The following is a 13124-nucleotide window of genomic DNA, read 5'->3' on the forward strand; positions in this document are numbered from 1 at the left end:
CTGCCTGCGCTCTCGTGCCGATTAACCCGCGCCTGTCATCCCCAATACGATCAAGGGTGACCTGCCTGTCCCAAACCCCTTGAAGGGGCCATGCCTCGGCCCCGCGCGGTGTCCCGGACCCCACACGAGAAACGCATTGCCTGCCGCCGCCCTTTCCGCCCGGAAGGTGCGGCGGTTTTTTTATAGCTGACCGGTTTTCATGATTTCCAGCATCGCCGACAGCACCGAATTGACTGCGACCGAGGCCAGGATCATCCCCATCACCCGGCTGATAATCGCGGCACCGGAATGACCGATCAGGCGAATGATCGGCTCGGCCAGCAACATCAGGACAAAGGCAATCACCAGAACCGACAGCATGACCAGCGCGGTAATGCCCTGATCTGCCGCGCTGTAACGGTTGTTGTCGGTCAGGATCACAATCGCCAGCATCGCGCCCGGTGAGGCAAGGGACGGCACGGCAAGCGGAAAGATGGCCGGGTTATGCGTGTGGGTTTTGTCGTCCTTATCATCCTCGGCGGCGCGTTGTTCCATGTCCTGTTTGCTTTCGCCAAAGATCATCGTCAGTGCGAACAGGAACAGAATGATCCCGCCTGCCACCTGAAATGAATTCAGGCCGATATCCAGCGCCTCGATCAGCAACTGGCCGAATACCAGGAAAAACAGCAAAACGCCGGCGCTGATCAAGGCGGCCAGAACAGCGGTGCGCCGTCGCGCGGCAGCCTCAAGCCCGGCTGTGACGGCAATGAACACAGGAATCGTCCCGATGGGGTCAATCACGACCCACAATGTCACGAAATGTTCGAGTAAATTGTTCACACCCATCTCTCCGCCAAATTGTGACTGACGTTAGACGGGATTGCCGCAAAACGCTACGATCAGGCGCAGTTGGCCTGTTCAGCTTGCGCAATTGCTTCGGCGGTGGCGTCAAGACACAAAAGGATCGAGGCGTGGCGGTTCTTATAGTCCCGCGCGGGTATCAGCACCTCTAACCCGTCAAACGGCGCGTCGGGGACCGGCCCGTCTTTTTTCAGCATCGCAGCCAGTTGATCCCGAGCGGTTTCGATCTGCGCCCGCGTGGCCCCCAATACCGCGTCTCCGACAACCGAAGCCGATGCCTGACCCAATGCACAGGCTTTCACGTCCTGCCCGAAAGCGGCGACTCGGCCATCCTGCACCTTCACGTCAACGGTCACGGTCGAACCGCACAGCGGAGACCGTTTTTTGACCGTCGCATCGGGGTTATCCAGCCGATCCAGATGCGGAATATCCGCCGCGAGCGCCAGAATGCGTCCGGAATAGAGCTTTATCAGATCGTTCTCGCCGCTCATGGCTTTCCCTCGTTGCGTGTTCCCCATACATAGTGGTCAGCCCCCGGGATGCAAAAGGTTTTTGTCATGTCTGACCCTGTCGTGTTTGACCCATCGACTTTGAAATATAACGAGGCTGGGTTGATCCCCGCCATCGCGCAGGATCACACATCCGGCGAGGTGCTGATGATGGCCTGGATGAATGCGCAGGCGGTGGAACGCACGTTGGAAACAGGGCGCGTCACCTATTGGTCGCGGTCGCGGCAGTCCTTCTGGATCAAGGGTGAGTCTTCGGGACACACTCAGGAACTGGTCGATTTCCGTGTCGATTGTGACAGGGACTGCCTGTTGGTTCTTGTTGATCAGAAAGGTCCCGCTTGTCACACCAACCGGCGCAGCTGTTTCTATACGGCCATTCGGGACGGAGATGAGACCGAGTTGATGAAACCGATGGAGTGAATGGCGCAAGCGCCATGCCTTCGGCGAGAGTATTTTTAAAAAGATGAAGCGCGGTCAGAGGCCGACCATGACGCGGATGTCCTGAGGCGACGCACCTTCGGATCGGTATTTTGAGATCGCGCGCGCGTCGTCGCGTTTTGCCAGCCGTTTTCCATTTTCGTCCCGGACAAGGTCGTGGTGGAGGTATTCAGGCGTCGGCAGGTCCAAAAGGGCTTGCAGCAGCACATGGATGCGGGTGGCTTCGAACAGGTCCTGCCCACGGATAACCCGTGTGATGCCTTGCTCGGCATCGTCCAGCACGACGGACAGATGGTAGGATGTGCCCATTCCCCGGCGCGCGAGGACCACGTCACCGATGGTTTCGGTCAATTCTTTGGGTGTGAAGGTGACAGTACCCGTTTCGCCGTTTGGCCCCTGGCCGAATTCGGCAAATTGACCTGCAGTGGGGTTTTTATCGAAGACGTGGCGCGCGGCTTTGGCCATGTCCAGTCGTAGTGCCTCGGTCCTTGGTCGGGGCGATGTTCCCCGCGTTTGGGGGCGGTTCCGGCAGGTTCCGGGATAGATCAAACCGTCCGGACCAAGCAGCGGCGCGCCCTCTTGCGGGGCGCTGACCGCCGCCCCGATGTCTTTGCGGTTGCAAGTGCAGGGATAAAGAAAGCCGCGTTGCCAGAGGCTGTCCAAAGCCGCGTCATAGATGGATTGCCGCTGCGACTGGCGCAGCGTCGGCTCGGGCCAGTCAAGGCCCAGCCAATGCAGGTCGTCATAGATCTGCTCTTCCCAGTGAGGCCGGGATCGGGATTGGTCGATATCTTCGATCCGCAGCAGAAAGGCACCGCCCTCGGCAGCCGCCATGTCACTGGCCAGCAGCGCCGAATAGGCGTGACCCAGATGAAGGGGACCCGTCGGAGAAGGCGCGAAGCGCGTGGTAAAAATCACGTTTTTTCTAATACATACACGTCAGATTTCATGTCCAGGCCGGGTAAATGCGGGCCATGTTCCCGGAACAGAAGACGCGCAGCCCCCATATCGAGCCAGTCGTTCAATCGTGACGTGTAGCTGTGATCCGCAAGCGTATGATCGTTAAAGGAAAAGGCCAGCTTTCCACCCTTGGGAAGCGCGTGCATAAGCATGTCCAGAGTTTCCGGCGGAGCGGCCCCCGAACCAATCACACCGATAGCCGTGATCGCCGCATAGGCATCTGGGGTCAACGGTGCGGGTTCGGTAATTTCAAAGCTCTTGAGATCCCGGTAAACAGCTTTGTCGCGCGCAACCTTCAGCATGTTTTCGGTTGGGTCCATGCCATCAAGCACTTCGAACCCGGCCTTGCGAAGCGCGACGCCGGACAGGCCGGTGCCACAGCCGTAATCCAGAACTGGCGTCAGGGGTTCCGGCATTTTCGACCAGAGCGCCTGGGCCACGCGGTCGGGGGTGGCATAGCCTTGCTCGGCCACCTCGGCCTCGTAGGTCGCGGCCCATTTCTGATAGTGGGCTTCGGTTTGTTCGGGTGTTTCCAGATCGTAGGTGCTTTTAAAGAATTCGTCGCTCATGACCACATGGTAGGCTGATCAACGGCGTCGCGTCCAGTCAGCACGCGGCCAGCCAGTTGGTCCATTCTTCTTTGGCGCGATCCGTGTAGGCTTTGTAACGGTCTTTGCGTCCGCGACGGCCGCCTTTCAGGCCATCGACAGGGCGGAACAGGCCGAAATTCACGTTCATGGGCTGAAAGGTCTTTGCCTCGGCCCCGCCGGTGATGTGGTGGATCAAGGCCCCCATGGCACTGTCTTGCGGTACGGTGGGTAGGGTGCGCCCCAAGATTTCGGCAGCAGCCAATCGGCCAGCAAGCAAACCCATCGCGGCGCTTTCGACATACCCCTCGACCCCGGTGATCTGACCGGCAAAGCGGATATTCGGTTTGGTTTTCAACCGCATCTGCGCGTCCAGCAACGTGGGCGAGTTGATAAACGTATTGCGGTGAATACCGCCCAAACGTGCGAAACTGGCGTTTTCAAGCCCGGGGATCATGCGGAACACCTCGGTCTGTGCGCCGTATTTCATCTTGGTCTGGAAACCCACAATGTTGAACAGCGTGCCCAAGGCATTGTCGCGACGCAATTGCACCACCGCATGAGGTTTCACGTCCGGCTGATGCGGATTGGTCAGGCCGACAGGCTTCATCGGACCGTGGCGCAGGGTTTCGCGACCACGCTCGGACATCACCTCGATCGGCAGACAGCCGTCAAAGTAACCTGCGGTCTCGCCTTCGTGGAACTCGGTCTTGTCGGCGGCCAGCAGGGCATCGATGAACGCTTCATACTGATCGCGGTCCATCGGGCAATTCAGATAGGCCGTACGTTCCTCTTCCGTCTCGCCCTTGTCATAGCGTGACTGCATCCAGGCCTGACTCATGTCGATGCTGTCAGCGTAGACAATGGGGGCAATGGCATCGAAGAAGGCCAGCGAGTCCGCACCGGTCTCGGCCCGGATTGCCTCACCCAAAGCCGGAGAGGTCAGGGGGCCGGTGGCAAAGATCCAATGCCCGTCATCGGGAAGGGTCGTGACCTCTTCGTCCGTCACGGTTACACGGGGATGGGCGCGCAGCTTGGCGGTGACATCCTCGGCAAACGGATCGCGATCGACGGCCAGTGCGCCCCCGGCGGGCAGGCGGTGCGCATCGGCGGTGGTCATGATTAGGCCGTTCGCGGCACGCATTTCCCAATGCAGCAGGCCCACGGCGTTTTGTTCGTCATCGTCGGACCGGAAGGAATTCGAACACACCATCTCGGCCAGATTGCCGGTCTGGTGCGCGAAAGTGCCGACATTGGGGCGCATTTCATGGATCACAACATCCACGCCCATCTCGGCGGCTTGCCATGCGGCCTCGGACCCGGCCATGCCGCCGCCCACGATATGCAAAACTTGTGTCATGCGCTGCCACATAGGGCAGGGGGCTGGCAGACGCAACTCAACCCTGTCAGTGGCTTCGAATTTTATGGGAGGGTCTTGGGGTCGCCGCTGCGGGAATGTCAACGCCGGTGAGAGAAACCAGCTTGGAGGGACCTTCCGCCCACGGCGACCCAAAAGTGTACCTGAGGCCTCAGCCTCGTCTCAGCTTTGCCACAGTGTCGCCCTTTTGAAAAGTGCAAAAATGAAAACAGTGGCAAAAAATGTACCTAACAATTGCGTCATTGCGTCCAATTCGGGGGGCGTTTCTCAATAAAGGCGGAAATGCCTTCTTCTGTGTCCCGATGCAGCATATTCTGCGCCATTACCTCTCCGGTATAGGTATAGGCCTGATCCAGCGGCATCTGAAGCTGTTGATAAAACGCCTCTTTTCCGATTTTAACGGCCGTTCCCAGCTTGCTGCCCAATTGCTCGGCCAATGAGATCGTTTCATGCTCCAGCAGCATTTCTGGCACAACACGATTGACCAGACCCAATTCCGCGGCCCGTTCAGCCGAGATGAAATCACCCGTTGTCAGCATCTCAAACGCATGTTTTCTGGGGATATTGCGGCTGAGCGCGACCATGGGGGTCGAGCAGAACAGCCCGATATTCACACCATTCACGCCAAATCGCGTGCCCTCGGCAGCGACCGCCAGATCACAGGTTGCCACCAACTGACAGCCCGCAGCCGTGGCGATGCCGTGCACTTGCGCGATAACCGGTTGCGGAAGTGTCTGAATGGACATCATCATTTTGGCGCAACGCGCGAACAGGTCCTGGAAATACGCCTTGCCGCCATCCTCGGACTGGCGTCCTGCGGTCATCTGTTTCAGGTCGTGTCCGGCGCAGAAGGCCTTTCCCGCGCCCGACAGCGTGATCGCTCGAATCGAGCTGTCCTCGCGCAGCGCGTCGAACTCGGATTGAAGGGCGGCCAGCATCTCATCGCTCAGGGCATTCAGCCTGTCAGGCGCGTTCAGTTTCAACTGAGCAACCGCGCCTGTGTCGTTACGTTCCAAAATTGCCATCTTGCCCTCCCGCTGGCTGTTGGTCCAACTCTAGGGCGCGACGTTCAGGAGGGGAAGTATGGGTTTAGCGCTGCAGAAGGACGAACTGTCACAATACCTTCACCAGGTATTTCCGCAGGTGAAACAGGATTTTGTTGTCGAGGACCTGACCGAAGACAGTGTGACCATGCGGATGATGGTGGCCGAGCGTCACTTGCGCCCCGGTGGCACCGTATCTGGCCCGTCCATTTTCAGCCTGGCGGATGTCAGCGTCTATGCGATGGTTTTGGCGCGCAAGGGGCGTCAATCCCTGGCTGTAACCACCAACGGATCACTGGATTTTCTGCGCAAACCGGAAGGCGGCAAGGATCTGATAGCCGAATGCCGGTTGTTGAAACTGGGGCGCAGCCTAGCGGTCGGGGATGTGCTGATCTTCTCGGAAGGGTCGAACAAGCCTGTGGCGCGGGCCAATATGACCTATTCCATCCCGTCCGAAGGTTCGGCTGCGGCGAAATTCGGTTGAAAAAGGGCCGGGGACGAACCCCGGCCTAGGAAGAGGTCCCGTGATGGGACTGGGGATAATTCAAAGCTGCCAGAAATAGCGTTTTACTTCGCGTGTGGCTTGCATGCGGGTCAAACCCACATCTTCAAGCAGCCTGTCATCCAGATAGCTCAGGTTAATACGACTGCGACGACGGCGTTCCCATTGAGTGACCGCCGCCGCAAACCGCACGGCCAGCGCGGCGATCAGCGGCAGCCGGGGGCTGTCGTTCAGCAGCAAGAGGGCGGGGTTGTGCATTGTGCGTGTCATCTCAGTATTCCCTTCAAATTGTATTGACACAAATCATTGTTGTTCGGTACAGTTGCTTGATACATTCGATATTGTGTCAAATGCAAAGGAAGAATTGTAATGGATACAATTTGGCCAGAAGCACTGCCGAAATCCAAGGGGCCAAAATACACTCTGGTCGCCGACACAATACGAAAAGCCATCGAAAGCAAAACGTTAGACATCGGAACCAAACTGCCGCCGGTGCGTGAGCTGGCGTATCGATTGAAAATCACTCCGGGCACAGTTGCGCGGGCTTATACGATTTTGACGGACGAAGGCTTGCTACAAGCCGAGGTTGGGCGTGGTACATTCGTGGCCCCGCCAAAATCACCGATTCTGGACGATGTCTGGGCACGGCAGCTGCATCTGCGGGACGACAAGTACAATGCCAATGTCAGCCTGTTCAGCCCACGTTTGGCTGATGCCGGGCAGGTGGCTTTGATCCGGGAGTGTCTGCAAAAGGTCTCGCAAGCCGATCCGGGGTTGTTTTTGAATTATCCAACGCGCGATGCCTATCAACCGATGCGTCAGGCGGTTGTCGATTGGTTGTCGGACTTGCCGTTGGGTGCCGTCTCGCATGACGACATTGTACTGACACATGGCGGTCAGAACGGATTGTGTCTTGTGTTCCAGACAATCCTGCGCGGTCCAAAGCCGACTGTACTGGTCGAAGACCTGTCTTATGCCGGGTTTCGACGGGCCGGAGAGCTGATGCGGGCCGAGGTCATTGGTGTGAAAATGGACAAATGGGGCATCGACCCACAAGCGATGGAGCATGTGCTGCGGCAGAACCAGGCACAGGCTGTTTGCGTCTCGCCCGAAGTGCAAAACCCAACCGGTGCACATACGCCATTAGAGCGGCGCAAAGAGGTTGTCGAAGTGGCCCGCCGTTTCGATCTGCAAATCGTCGAGGACGATTGTTATCGTATGGGCGACGCGCGCGAACCCAGCTATCGCGCTTTGGCACCGGAACGGGGTTGGCATGTCTCGTCAATCTCGAAAACCCTGACCCCGGCCTTGCGCGTTGGATTTGCCATTGCGCCGAAGGAACGCAGCGTGGATCTGCGACGCTCGGCCGAATACGGGTACTTCGGTCTCGCCCAGCCGCTGGCGGAGCTTACCCGCTTGATCCTGTCTGATCCCCGCACCCGCCAGATCGCCCAGGACGTAAGGTCCCGTATGGGCGAATATGTGCGGGTGACGGTGAATGCGCTGGGGGGCTTTGATCTGAACTGGGCACCGGATGTGCCCTTTGTCTGGCTGAACTTGCCATCCGGCTGGCGCGCCGCCGCCTTCAGCCGCGCGGCTGAGCGGGAAGGGATACAGTTGCGATCCGCGGATGAGTTCGCTCTGCGCGACGGGCGCGCGCCGAACGCTGTGCGTGTCGCAATGAACGGTCACGTCTCATTGCAGCGGTTCGAGGATGCCATGCTGCGGCTGCGGGCACTGCTGGACAACCCACCTGAACAAATCAGCGTCTAAGCGGTTACAACTCGTCCAGATAATCCTCGGCCAGATCGGCGATTTCCTTTTGCTTGTCGGTGCCATTGATGACCCGTCGCGCCTCAAGAAAATCGGTCTTTCCCTTCGACACGTAATCTTCAAGCTTTCGCCCCGTGAATGTGCCGATCTTCATACCATGAGCGATGGTGAACAGGGACGCGTCGTGCCGAAGGGCCAGATCGGGGTCGCCGACAAGATCAAGCCCCAGAATACTGGAATACACCTTGTAGTTATTCTCCCAGGTCAGTTGCACATAGCCGCGTCCGTAGTAGGGATAGTAGCGAAAGTTGTCCCTCCGCCACTTTTCACTGAGCCAGTAGGCTTCTTTTACCGGTTCGAAAGTGTGCCCGGTTTCCCACTGCGCGGTTGCAAGGCCGTAGGCGATTTGGGTCTTCAACCCCAAACCGATAAAGCGGAACATGGCGGCGATGCTGTCTTTGACGTCATCCTTGCTGTCGGCGGGCATTGCGAAAATTGTGCGCAGCCGCTTGGCCTTTTTCTTCAGGTGATCGATCACAGTATCAGAGACGACCGAGGGATGGCCATTTCCGATGTCCTGCACCAGTTCGGCAAAAGCGTTTCGGGTTTTGGGTCCAATCAAACCATCCGCTTCACCAAGGGGGTGGGCGCAGATGGCCAACCCTCTTTGAACGGCGGCCAGTCGGGTTTTGTTCAGGTCATCCAGTCGTGTACCCGGATCGATTTTGTCTAACGCGGACAGGTCCAGCATGTTCCCCTCCTGAAATATGTGCTTGCGATGCAATCGCGTTTTGGAAACTGTCAGAAATTGAAAAATAGGGCAGCAGGATACTGCGCGAGGTGGAATTTAGATGGGGTAAAATAATACCTATTTTTTAACACTTTGTAATTACGTCATAAAATAAGGTTTTCGGTTGTTGACGCGGCATTCCCGCGCGACTAAAACCCGTCCATCGAATTCGGGCCGCTCCGCTGGGGCGGTCTTTCACATCAAACAGGACTATCCTGCCATGAAAACCTTTTCTGCAACACCTGCAGACATCGACAAGAAATGGATCCTGATCGACGCCGAGGGCGTTGTTCTGGGCCGTCTTGCCTCGATCGTCGCCATGCGCCTGCGTGGCAAGCACAAAGCGTCGTTCACCCCGAACATGGACATGGGCGACAATGTCATCGTGATCAACGCTGACAAAATCCAGATGACCGGCAAGAAGCGCGAAGAGAACTTCTACTGGCACACTGGCCACCCGGGCGGCATCAAGTCGCGCACCAAACAGCAGATCCTGGAAGGTGCACACCCCGAGCGCGTCGTGACCCAGGCGGTCAAGCGCATGCTGCCGGGCAACCGTCTGGCGCGCCAGCAGATGACCAACCTGCGCGTTTATGCCGGTGCCGAGCACCCTCATGAGGCGCAAGCGCCCGAAGTTCTGGACGTCAAGTCCATGAACAAGAAAAACACCCGGAGCTAATGACCGATGGCTGATCAGATCAATACTCTCGAAGAGCTGAGCGCCGTCGCAGGCGTAGAAACCGTAGTCGAAGAAGTCATCGCACGTGAACCCGTGCGTGACGAACTCGGTCGTTCCTACGCCACCGGCAAACGTAAAGACGCTGTTGCCCGCGTTTGGATCAAGCCGGGTTCCGGCAAGGTCACCGTGAACGGCAAAGACCAGGACAAGTACTTCGCGCGTCCCGTTCTGCAGTTGATCCTGCGCCAGCCGTTCCAGGTTGCCGGCGTGGAAGGTGAGTTTGACGTTGTTGCAACCGTCAAAGGCGGTGGCCTGACCGGTCAGGCCGGTGCGGTCAAGCACGGCATCTCGAAAGCGCTGCAACTGTACGATCCGTCGCTGCGTGGTGCCCTGAAAGCCGCTGGCTTCCTGACCCGCGACAGCCGCGTTGTGGAACGTAAGAAATACGGTAAGCGCAAAGCGCGTCGTTCGTTCCAGTTCTCGAAGCGTTAATCGCTGCGGAATACGACATTCGAAGGGCTCGCATTTGCGAGCCCTTTTTCTTTGCGATTACTCTTCGTAGACCAGTTTCCACGCCCCGTTTTCGACCACGTTCACAAAGACCGTGTCCGCGCCCTGATGGTCATCCGGGCCGTAGGTGATGTGGTTACCGACCAGTTCGTCGGTGTAGTCCAGCGACTCCATTGCCGCGATAAAGCTTTCATGGGTCAGGTCAGGACCGGCGGCCTCTAGCGCCTTGACCATCATTTCCGCAGCGGAATAGCCCAACATCGCAAAGCCAACCGGATCTTCACCCGTTGCGGCCTTGTATTCCTCGATAAACGCAGCCGGCGCAGGTTCGTCGGCGCGTGCCCAAAGATCCTTCCACGACGCCGCCGCGTAGAAACCGTCGGTCACACCGCCCGGCACCTGCGCGACAACGGTCAGGAAGCTGGCCGAGGTGCCCAGGAATTTCATGTCGGTCAGGCCCATTTTCTTGGCGGTCCCAACGACCGTGATCGCCTGCCGCACGCCAAGCGCCATGGTGACGATGTCGCAGCCTTCTTCCTTGAGTTTGCTTAGCGAGCCGACAAAGTCCGTTTCATCCGGCTTGTGGGTGGTTTCTGCGACAAAGGAGATCCCGGCTTCTTCAGCCCCGGCTTTGCTGCCTTCCAGAATTTCCTCTCCAAAATCGGTAGGAAGATACATGGTGCAGACAGATTGTGATCCAAACTCACCGTTGAGGTATTTCACGCCAACCCGGGCCTGATCATAATAGGTCGAGAAGGATGTGAACTTGTTGTCCATCGGTTCCTGCAGCATCTGCCGCGCGGCGGTCAGAGGGGCAACGTTTGGAATACCTTTGGGGTCCAGCAACTTGAACCCGGCCAGGTTCATCGGTGTGCCCAGCGATTGCAGCATGGCAAACACTTTGTCGCGGTTCAGCAGCTTGTTATAGCCCTGCATCGCGCGCGGCATCTGATAGCCATTGTCCTCGACCACATAGCGGATCGTGCGACCATGCACGCCACCTGCCGCGTTCACCCTATCAAAGACCACATTCGCGCCTTTGGTGGCCGGAACACCCACGGCGGCGAAAATACCGCTCAGATCATTGACCGAGCCGATCACGATCTCATCGTCAGTGACCCCTTGCGTTTGCGCCCAACCCATCGTTGCCGCTGCAGTCAGCGCCGCAGCAACAGTCAGTCGGTTCCTCAACTTGCTCATCTTTCTCCTCCCGTTTTATCCCTTGGTTAACTGTACATATCTTCAATCAAATGTGCGTGTTTCTTTTCCACCAGCCCGCGTTTCAGTTTCATCGTGGCGGTCAGTTCGTCATCCTCGGCCGTCAGCAAAACGTCGATCAGGCGGAAATCCTTGATCTGTTCAACCCGCGCGAAATCGGAATTGACCGAGGCGACTTCGGCACCGATCAGATCCTTGATTTCGGTTGCAGCGCAAAGTGATGCAAAGTTCGAGAAGGGGATTTTGCGGTCTTGCGCGAATTTCTCGACGTTTTCCTGATCGATCATGATCAGCGCGGTCAGGTATTTGCGCTGATCACCCACGATCACCGCGTCCGAGATATAATGGCTGAACTTCAACCGGCTTTCGATTTCAGCCGGGGTGATGTTCTTGCCGCCCGCCGTGATGATAATATCCTTCATCCGACCTGTGATCGAGAGAAACCCGTCCTCGTCAATTTTCCCGACATCGCCGGTGCGCAGCCAACCGTCGGTGGTAAAGCTTTCAGCGGTTTTGGCGTTGTTGCGCCAGTAGCCCTGAAAGACATTCAGGCCCTTTACCTGAATTTCCCCGTCCTCCGAGATACGCATGGCACACCCCTCGACCGCGCGGCCAATGGTGCCGACGCGGTTGTCTTCGATCGTGTTCAGGGATGCCAGCCCCGAGGTCTCGGTCATGCCAAACCCTTCGATCAAAGGAACACCGATGGCCCAATACCATTTCAGAAGATCAGGTGAGATCGGTGCCGCCCCGGACCCGCCGCGGCGCATTTTGTCCATGCCCAGCATCCGCCGCAGATTGCGCAACACCAGATGATCCCAGACCCAGAACCGCGCGGCAATGCTGGTCGGGACAGGCTGGCCCGTCGTCAGGTACTCGGCCCTTGCCAACCCGGCCTTTACCGCCAGACCAAAGGCCAACCGGCCCAGCGGCGTGGCATCTTGCGACATGATCTGGACCTGCGCATAGATCTTCTCCCACACACGAGGAACAGCGGTGAAAGTGGTGGGCGAGACCTCTTGCAGGTTGGCGAACACCGTTTCCGGGCTTTCGGCGAAATTGACGGTGCAGCGGGCGGCCAAGGGGAAAAAGACGGAAACATCCCGTTCGAGTATATGGCACAGGGGTAGGAAGCAGAGCTGCTCGTCGCTGGCCAGGGTCGGCAGCGCCCGTGCACCGCATTCGATACCGGCCAGAATGTTCTCGTGGCTCAGCATCGCGCCTTTTGGTTGGCCAGTGGTGCCCGAGGTGTAGACCAGCAAGGCGGTGTCCTGCGGTTTGGCAAGCGCAATTTCGGTCTCGAACCGGCCCGGATCCTCGGCTGCGGCCTGTTTGCCAAGCGTATAGAGGTCTTCGATCATCATACAGCGGGGATGATCCAGATCGTGCAGACCTTCGTCTTCCAGAATGATGACCTTCAGCAGCCCCGGAACCTCGTCTTCGACCTCAAGAAACTTGTCCAGTTGTTCTTCATTCTCGACAACCAGAAACCGGCTATCGCTGTCATTGATCAGGTATTGCACCTGTTTGGCTGCGTCAGTGGTGTAGATGCCGGAAGAAATCCCCCCAACGCCTTGGATGCCCATATCGAACCAGGCCCATTCCTTACGGTCCTCGGACAGGATCGAGACCACTTCGCCGCGCTCAAGCCCAAGTTTTCGCAGCGCCAGACCGATCCATTTGGCGTGTTGCCAATAGTCGGTCCAGGAATAGGACTTCCAGATGCCCAGATCCTTTTCCCGATGGGCCGTGCGATCACCCAGTTCCGCGCAACGGCTTTGGAAAAGGTCCGAGATCGTGATGCAGCCATCCACGCGCACGGGACGCTGACCGGGCGTTGCATTCAACTGCACGCCGTTGATCGTGATCTGAGGGGGCAGGGGGGTGCTGTCCATCT

Annotated in this window: 14 protein-coding genes and 1 pseudogene; 5 read left to right on the forward strand and 10 right to left on the reverse strand. The window is 57.9% G+C overall.

Translation table 11 applies throughout. The features are described 5' to 3' along the window. Nucleotides 1-180 precede the first annotated feature (180 nt). Together ACR0C9_RS05775 and ACR0C9_RS05780 are read right to left on the reverse strand one after the other, a co-directional pair. The gene (locus tag ACR0C9_RS05775) at nt 181-819 is read right to left on the reverse strand and encodes a MarC family protein (RefSeq protein ID WP_170450764.1); all 639 of its coding nucleotides are present in this window, start codon (nt 817-819) and stop codon (nt 181-183) included. A gap of 59 nt (nt 820-878) precedes the next feature. After that, nucleotides 879-1331, reverse strand: a complete 453-nt coding sequence (locus ACR0C9_RS05780) for an iron-sulfur cluster assembly scaffold protein (RefSeq protein ID WP_170450762.1) — start codon at nt 1329-1331, stop codon at nt 879-881. A gap of 48 nt (nt 1332-1379) precedes the next feature. Here ACR0C9_RS05780 and hisI point away from each other — a divergent pair, with 48 nt between their 5' ends. Further along, entirely contained in the window at nt 1380-1769 is a 390-nt protein-coding gene (gene hisI, locus ACR0C9_RS05785; RefSeq protein ID WP_170450760.1) for a phosphoribosyl-AMP cyclohydrolase, read from the forward strand. A 54-nt stretch (nt 1770-1823) separates the two neighbouring features. On the opposite strand, the gene gluQRS is transcribed toward hisI, so the two are convergent. From gluQRS to ACR0C9_RS05805, 4 genes and pseudogenes are all read right to left on the reverse strand, one after another. Next, nucleotides 1824-2705 (reverse strand): tRNA glutamyl-Q(34) synthetase GluQRS, encoded by an 882-nt coding sequence (gluQRS, locus tag ACR0C9_RS05790; RefSeq protein WP_170450758.1) that lies wholly within the window; start codon nt 2703-2705, stop codon nt 1824-1826. Continuing rightward, nucleotides 2702-3316, reverse strand: coding sequence for a methyltransferase domain-containing protein (locus tag ACR0C9_RS05795; protein ID WP_170450756.1), 615 nt, complete (start codon nt 3314-3316; stop codon nt 2702-2704). The genes gluQRS and ACR0C9_RS05795 overlap by 4 nt, the downstream gene beginning before the upstream one ends. 37 nt (nt 3317-3353) lie before the next feature. Beyond that, nucleotides 3354-4694, reverse strand: a complete 1341-nt coding sequence (trmFO, locus tag ACR0C9_RS05800) for a methylenetetrahydrofolate--tRNA-(uracil(54)-C(5))-methyltransferase (FADH(2)-oxidizing) TrmFO (protein WP_170450754.1) — start codon at nt 4692-4694, stop codon at nt 3354-3356. Between the two features lie 257 nt (nt 4695-4951). Continuing rightward, nucleotides 4952-5746 (reverse strand): annotated as a pseudogene (locus tag ACR0C9_RS05805) (enoyl-CoA hydratase); the annotation flags it as partial. Nucleotides 5747-5795: 49 nt separating this feature from the next. Between ACR0C9_RS05805 and ACR0C9_RS05810 the strand changes: the two are divergent. After that, nucleotides 5796-6239: a PaaI family thioesterase gene (locus ACR0C9_RS05810; protein ID WP_480780579.1), complete on the forward strand. Its 444-nt coding sequence runs from the start codon at nt 5796-5798 to the stop codon at nt 6237-6239. A gap of 60 nt (nt 6240-6299) precedes the next feature. On the opposite strand, the gene ACR0C9_RS05815 is transcribed toward ACR0C9_RS05810, so the two are convergent. Beyond that, a complete protein-coding gene (locus ACR0C9_RS05815) occupies nt 6300-6527 on the reverse strand; it encodes a YjiS-like domain-containing protein (protein WP_170450749.1) in 228 nt (75 codons plus the stop codon). A 99-nt stretch (nt 6528-6626) separates the two neighbouring features. On the opposite strand from ACR0C9_RS05815, the gene ACR0C9_RS05820 reads away from it, so the two are divergent. Beyond that, on the forward strand, nt 6627-8030 hold the full coding sequence (locus ACR0C9_RS05820; RefSeq protein WP_480780580.1) for an aminotransferase-like domain-containing protein: 1404 nt from the start codon (nt 6627-6629) through the stop codon (nt 8028-8030). Between the two features lie 4 nt (nt 8031-8034). On the opposite strand, the gene ACR0C9_RS05825 is transcribed toward ACR0C9_RS05820, so the two are convergent. Continuing rightward, a complete protein-coding gene (locus ACR0C9_RS05825; RefSeq protein ID WP_480780581.1) occupies nt 8035-8781 on the reverse strand; it encodes a glycoside hydrolase family 19 protein in 747 nt (248 codons plus the stop codon). 259 nt (nt 8782-9040) lie between these two features. On the opposite strand from ACR0C9_RS05825, the gene rplM reads away from it, so the two are divergent. Together rplM and rpsI are read left to right on the forward strand one after the other, a co-directional pair. Next, nucleotides 9041-9499, forward strand: coding sequence for a 50S ribosomal protein L13 (gene rplM, locus ACR0C9_RS05830; protein WP_039536983.1), 459 nt, complete (start codon nt 9041-9043; stop codon nt 9497-9499). 6 nt (nt 9500-9505) lie between these two features. Then, nucleotides 9506-9991 carry a 30S ribosomal protein S9 gene (rpsI, locus tag ACR0C9_RS05835; RefSeq protein ID WP_170518545.1) on the forward strand — a complete coding sequence of 162 codons (486 nt, stop codon included), beginning with the start codon at nt 9506-9508 and terminating at the stop codon, nt 9989-9991. Nucleotides 9992-10048: 57 nt separating this feature from the next. On the opposite strand, the gene ACR0C9_RS05840 is transcribed toward rpsI, so the two are convergent. Further along, nucleotides 10049-11209 carry an ABC transporter substrate-binding protein gene (locus ACR0C9_RS05840; protein ID WP_170621792.1) on the reverse strand — a complete coding sequence of 387 codons (1161 nt, stop codon included), beginning with the start codon at nt 11207-11209 and terminating at the stop codon, nt 10049-10051. Between the two features lie 26 nt (nt 11210-11235). Next, nucleotides 11236-13122 (reverse strand): AMP-dependent synthetase/ligase, encoded by a 1887-nt coding sequence (locus tag ACR0C9_RS05845; RefSeq protein WP_480780582.1) that lies wholly within the window; start codon nt 13120-13122, stop codon nt 11236-11238. Between the last annotated feature and the right edge of the window lie 2 nt (nt 13123-13124).

The sequence above is a fragment of the Ruegeria sp. C12 genome (genome assembly GCF_056537745.1).

What these genes read in the sequence shown, in the direction of transcription:
- ACR0C9_RS05780 (WP_170450762.1), bottom strand. Translation starts at nt 1,331, where the DNA reads ATGAGCGGCGAGAACGATCTGATAAAGCTCTATTCCGGACGCATTCTG.
- hisI (WP_170450760.1), top strand. Translation starts at nt 1,380, where the DNA reads ATGCAAAAGGTTTTTGTCATGTCTGACCCTGTCGTGTTTGACCCATCG.
- ACR0C9_RS05795 (WP_170450756.1), bottom strand. Translation starts at nt 3,316, where the DNA reads ATGAGCGACGAATTCTTTAAAAGCACCTACGATCTGGAAACACCCGAA.
- trmFO (WP_170450754.1), bottom strand. Translation starts at nt 4,694, where the DNA reads ATGACACAAGTTTTGCATATCGTGGGCGGCGGCATGGCCGGGTCCGAG.
- ACR0C9_RS05810 (WP_480780579.1), top strand. Translation starts at nt 5,796, where the DNA reads ATGGGTTTAGCGCTGCAGAAGGACGAACTGTCACAATACCTTCACCAG.
- ACR0C9_RS05815 (WP_170450749.1), bottom strand. Translation starts at nt 6,527, where the DNA reads ATGACACGCACAATGCACAACCCCGCCCTCTTGCTGCTGAACGACAGC.
- ACR0C9_RS05820 (WP_480780580.1), top strand. Translation starts at nt 6,627, where the DNA reads ATGGATACAATTTGGCCAGAAGCACTGCCGAAATCCAAGGGGCCAAAA.
- ACR0C9_RS05825 (WP_480780581.1), bottom strand. Translation starts at nt 8,781, where the DNA reads ATGCTGGACCTGTCCGCGTTAGACAAAATCGATCCGGGTACACGACTG.
- rplM (WP_039536983.1), top strand. Translation starts at nt 9,041, where the DNA reads ATGAAAACCTTTTCTGCAACACCTGCAGACATCGACAAGAAATGGATC.
- rpsI (WP_170518545.1), top strand. Translation starts at nt 9,506, where the DNA reads ATGGCTGATCAGATCAATACTCTCGAAGAGCTGAGCGCCGTCGCAGGC.
- ACR0C9_RS05840 (WP_170621792.1), bottom strand. Translation starts at nt 11,209, where the DNA reads ATGAGCAAGTTGAGGAACCGACTGACTGTTGCTGCGGCGCTGACTGCA.
- ACR0C9_RS05845 (WP_480780582.1), bottom strand. Translation starts at nt 13,122, where the DNA reads ATGGACAGCACCCCCCTGCCCCCTCAGATCACGATCAACGGCGTGCAG.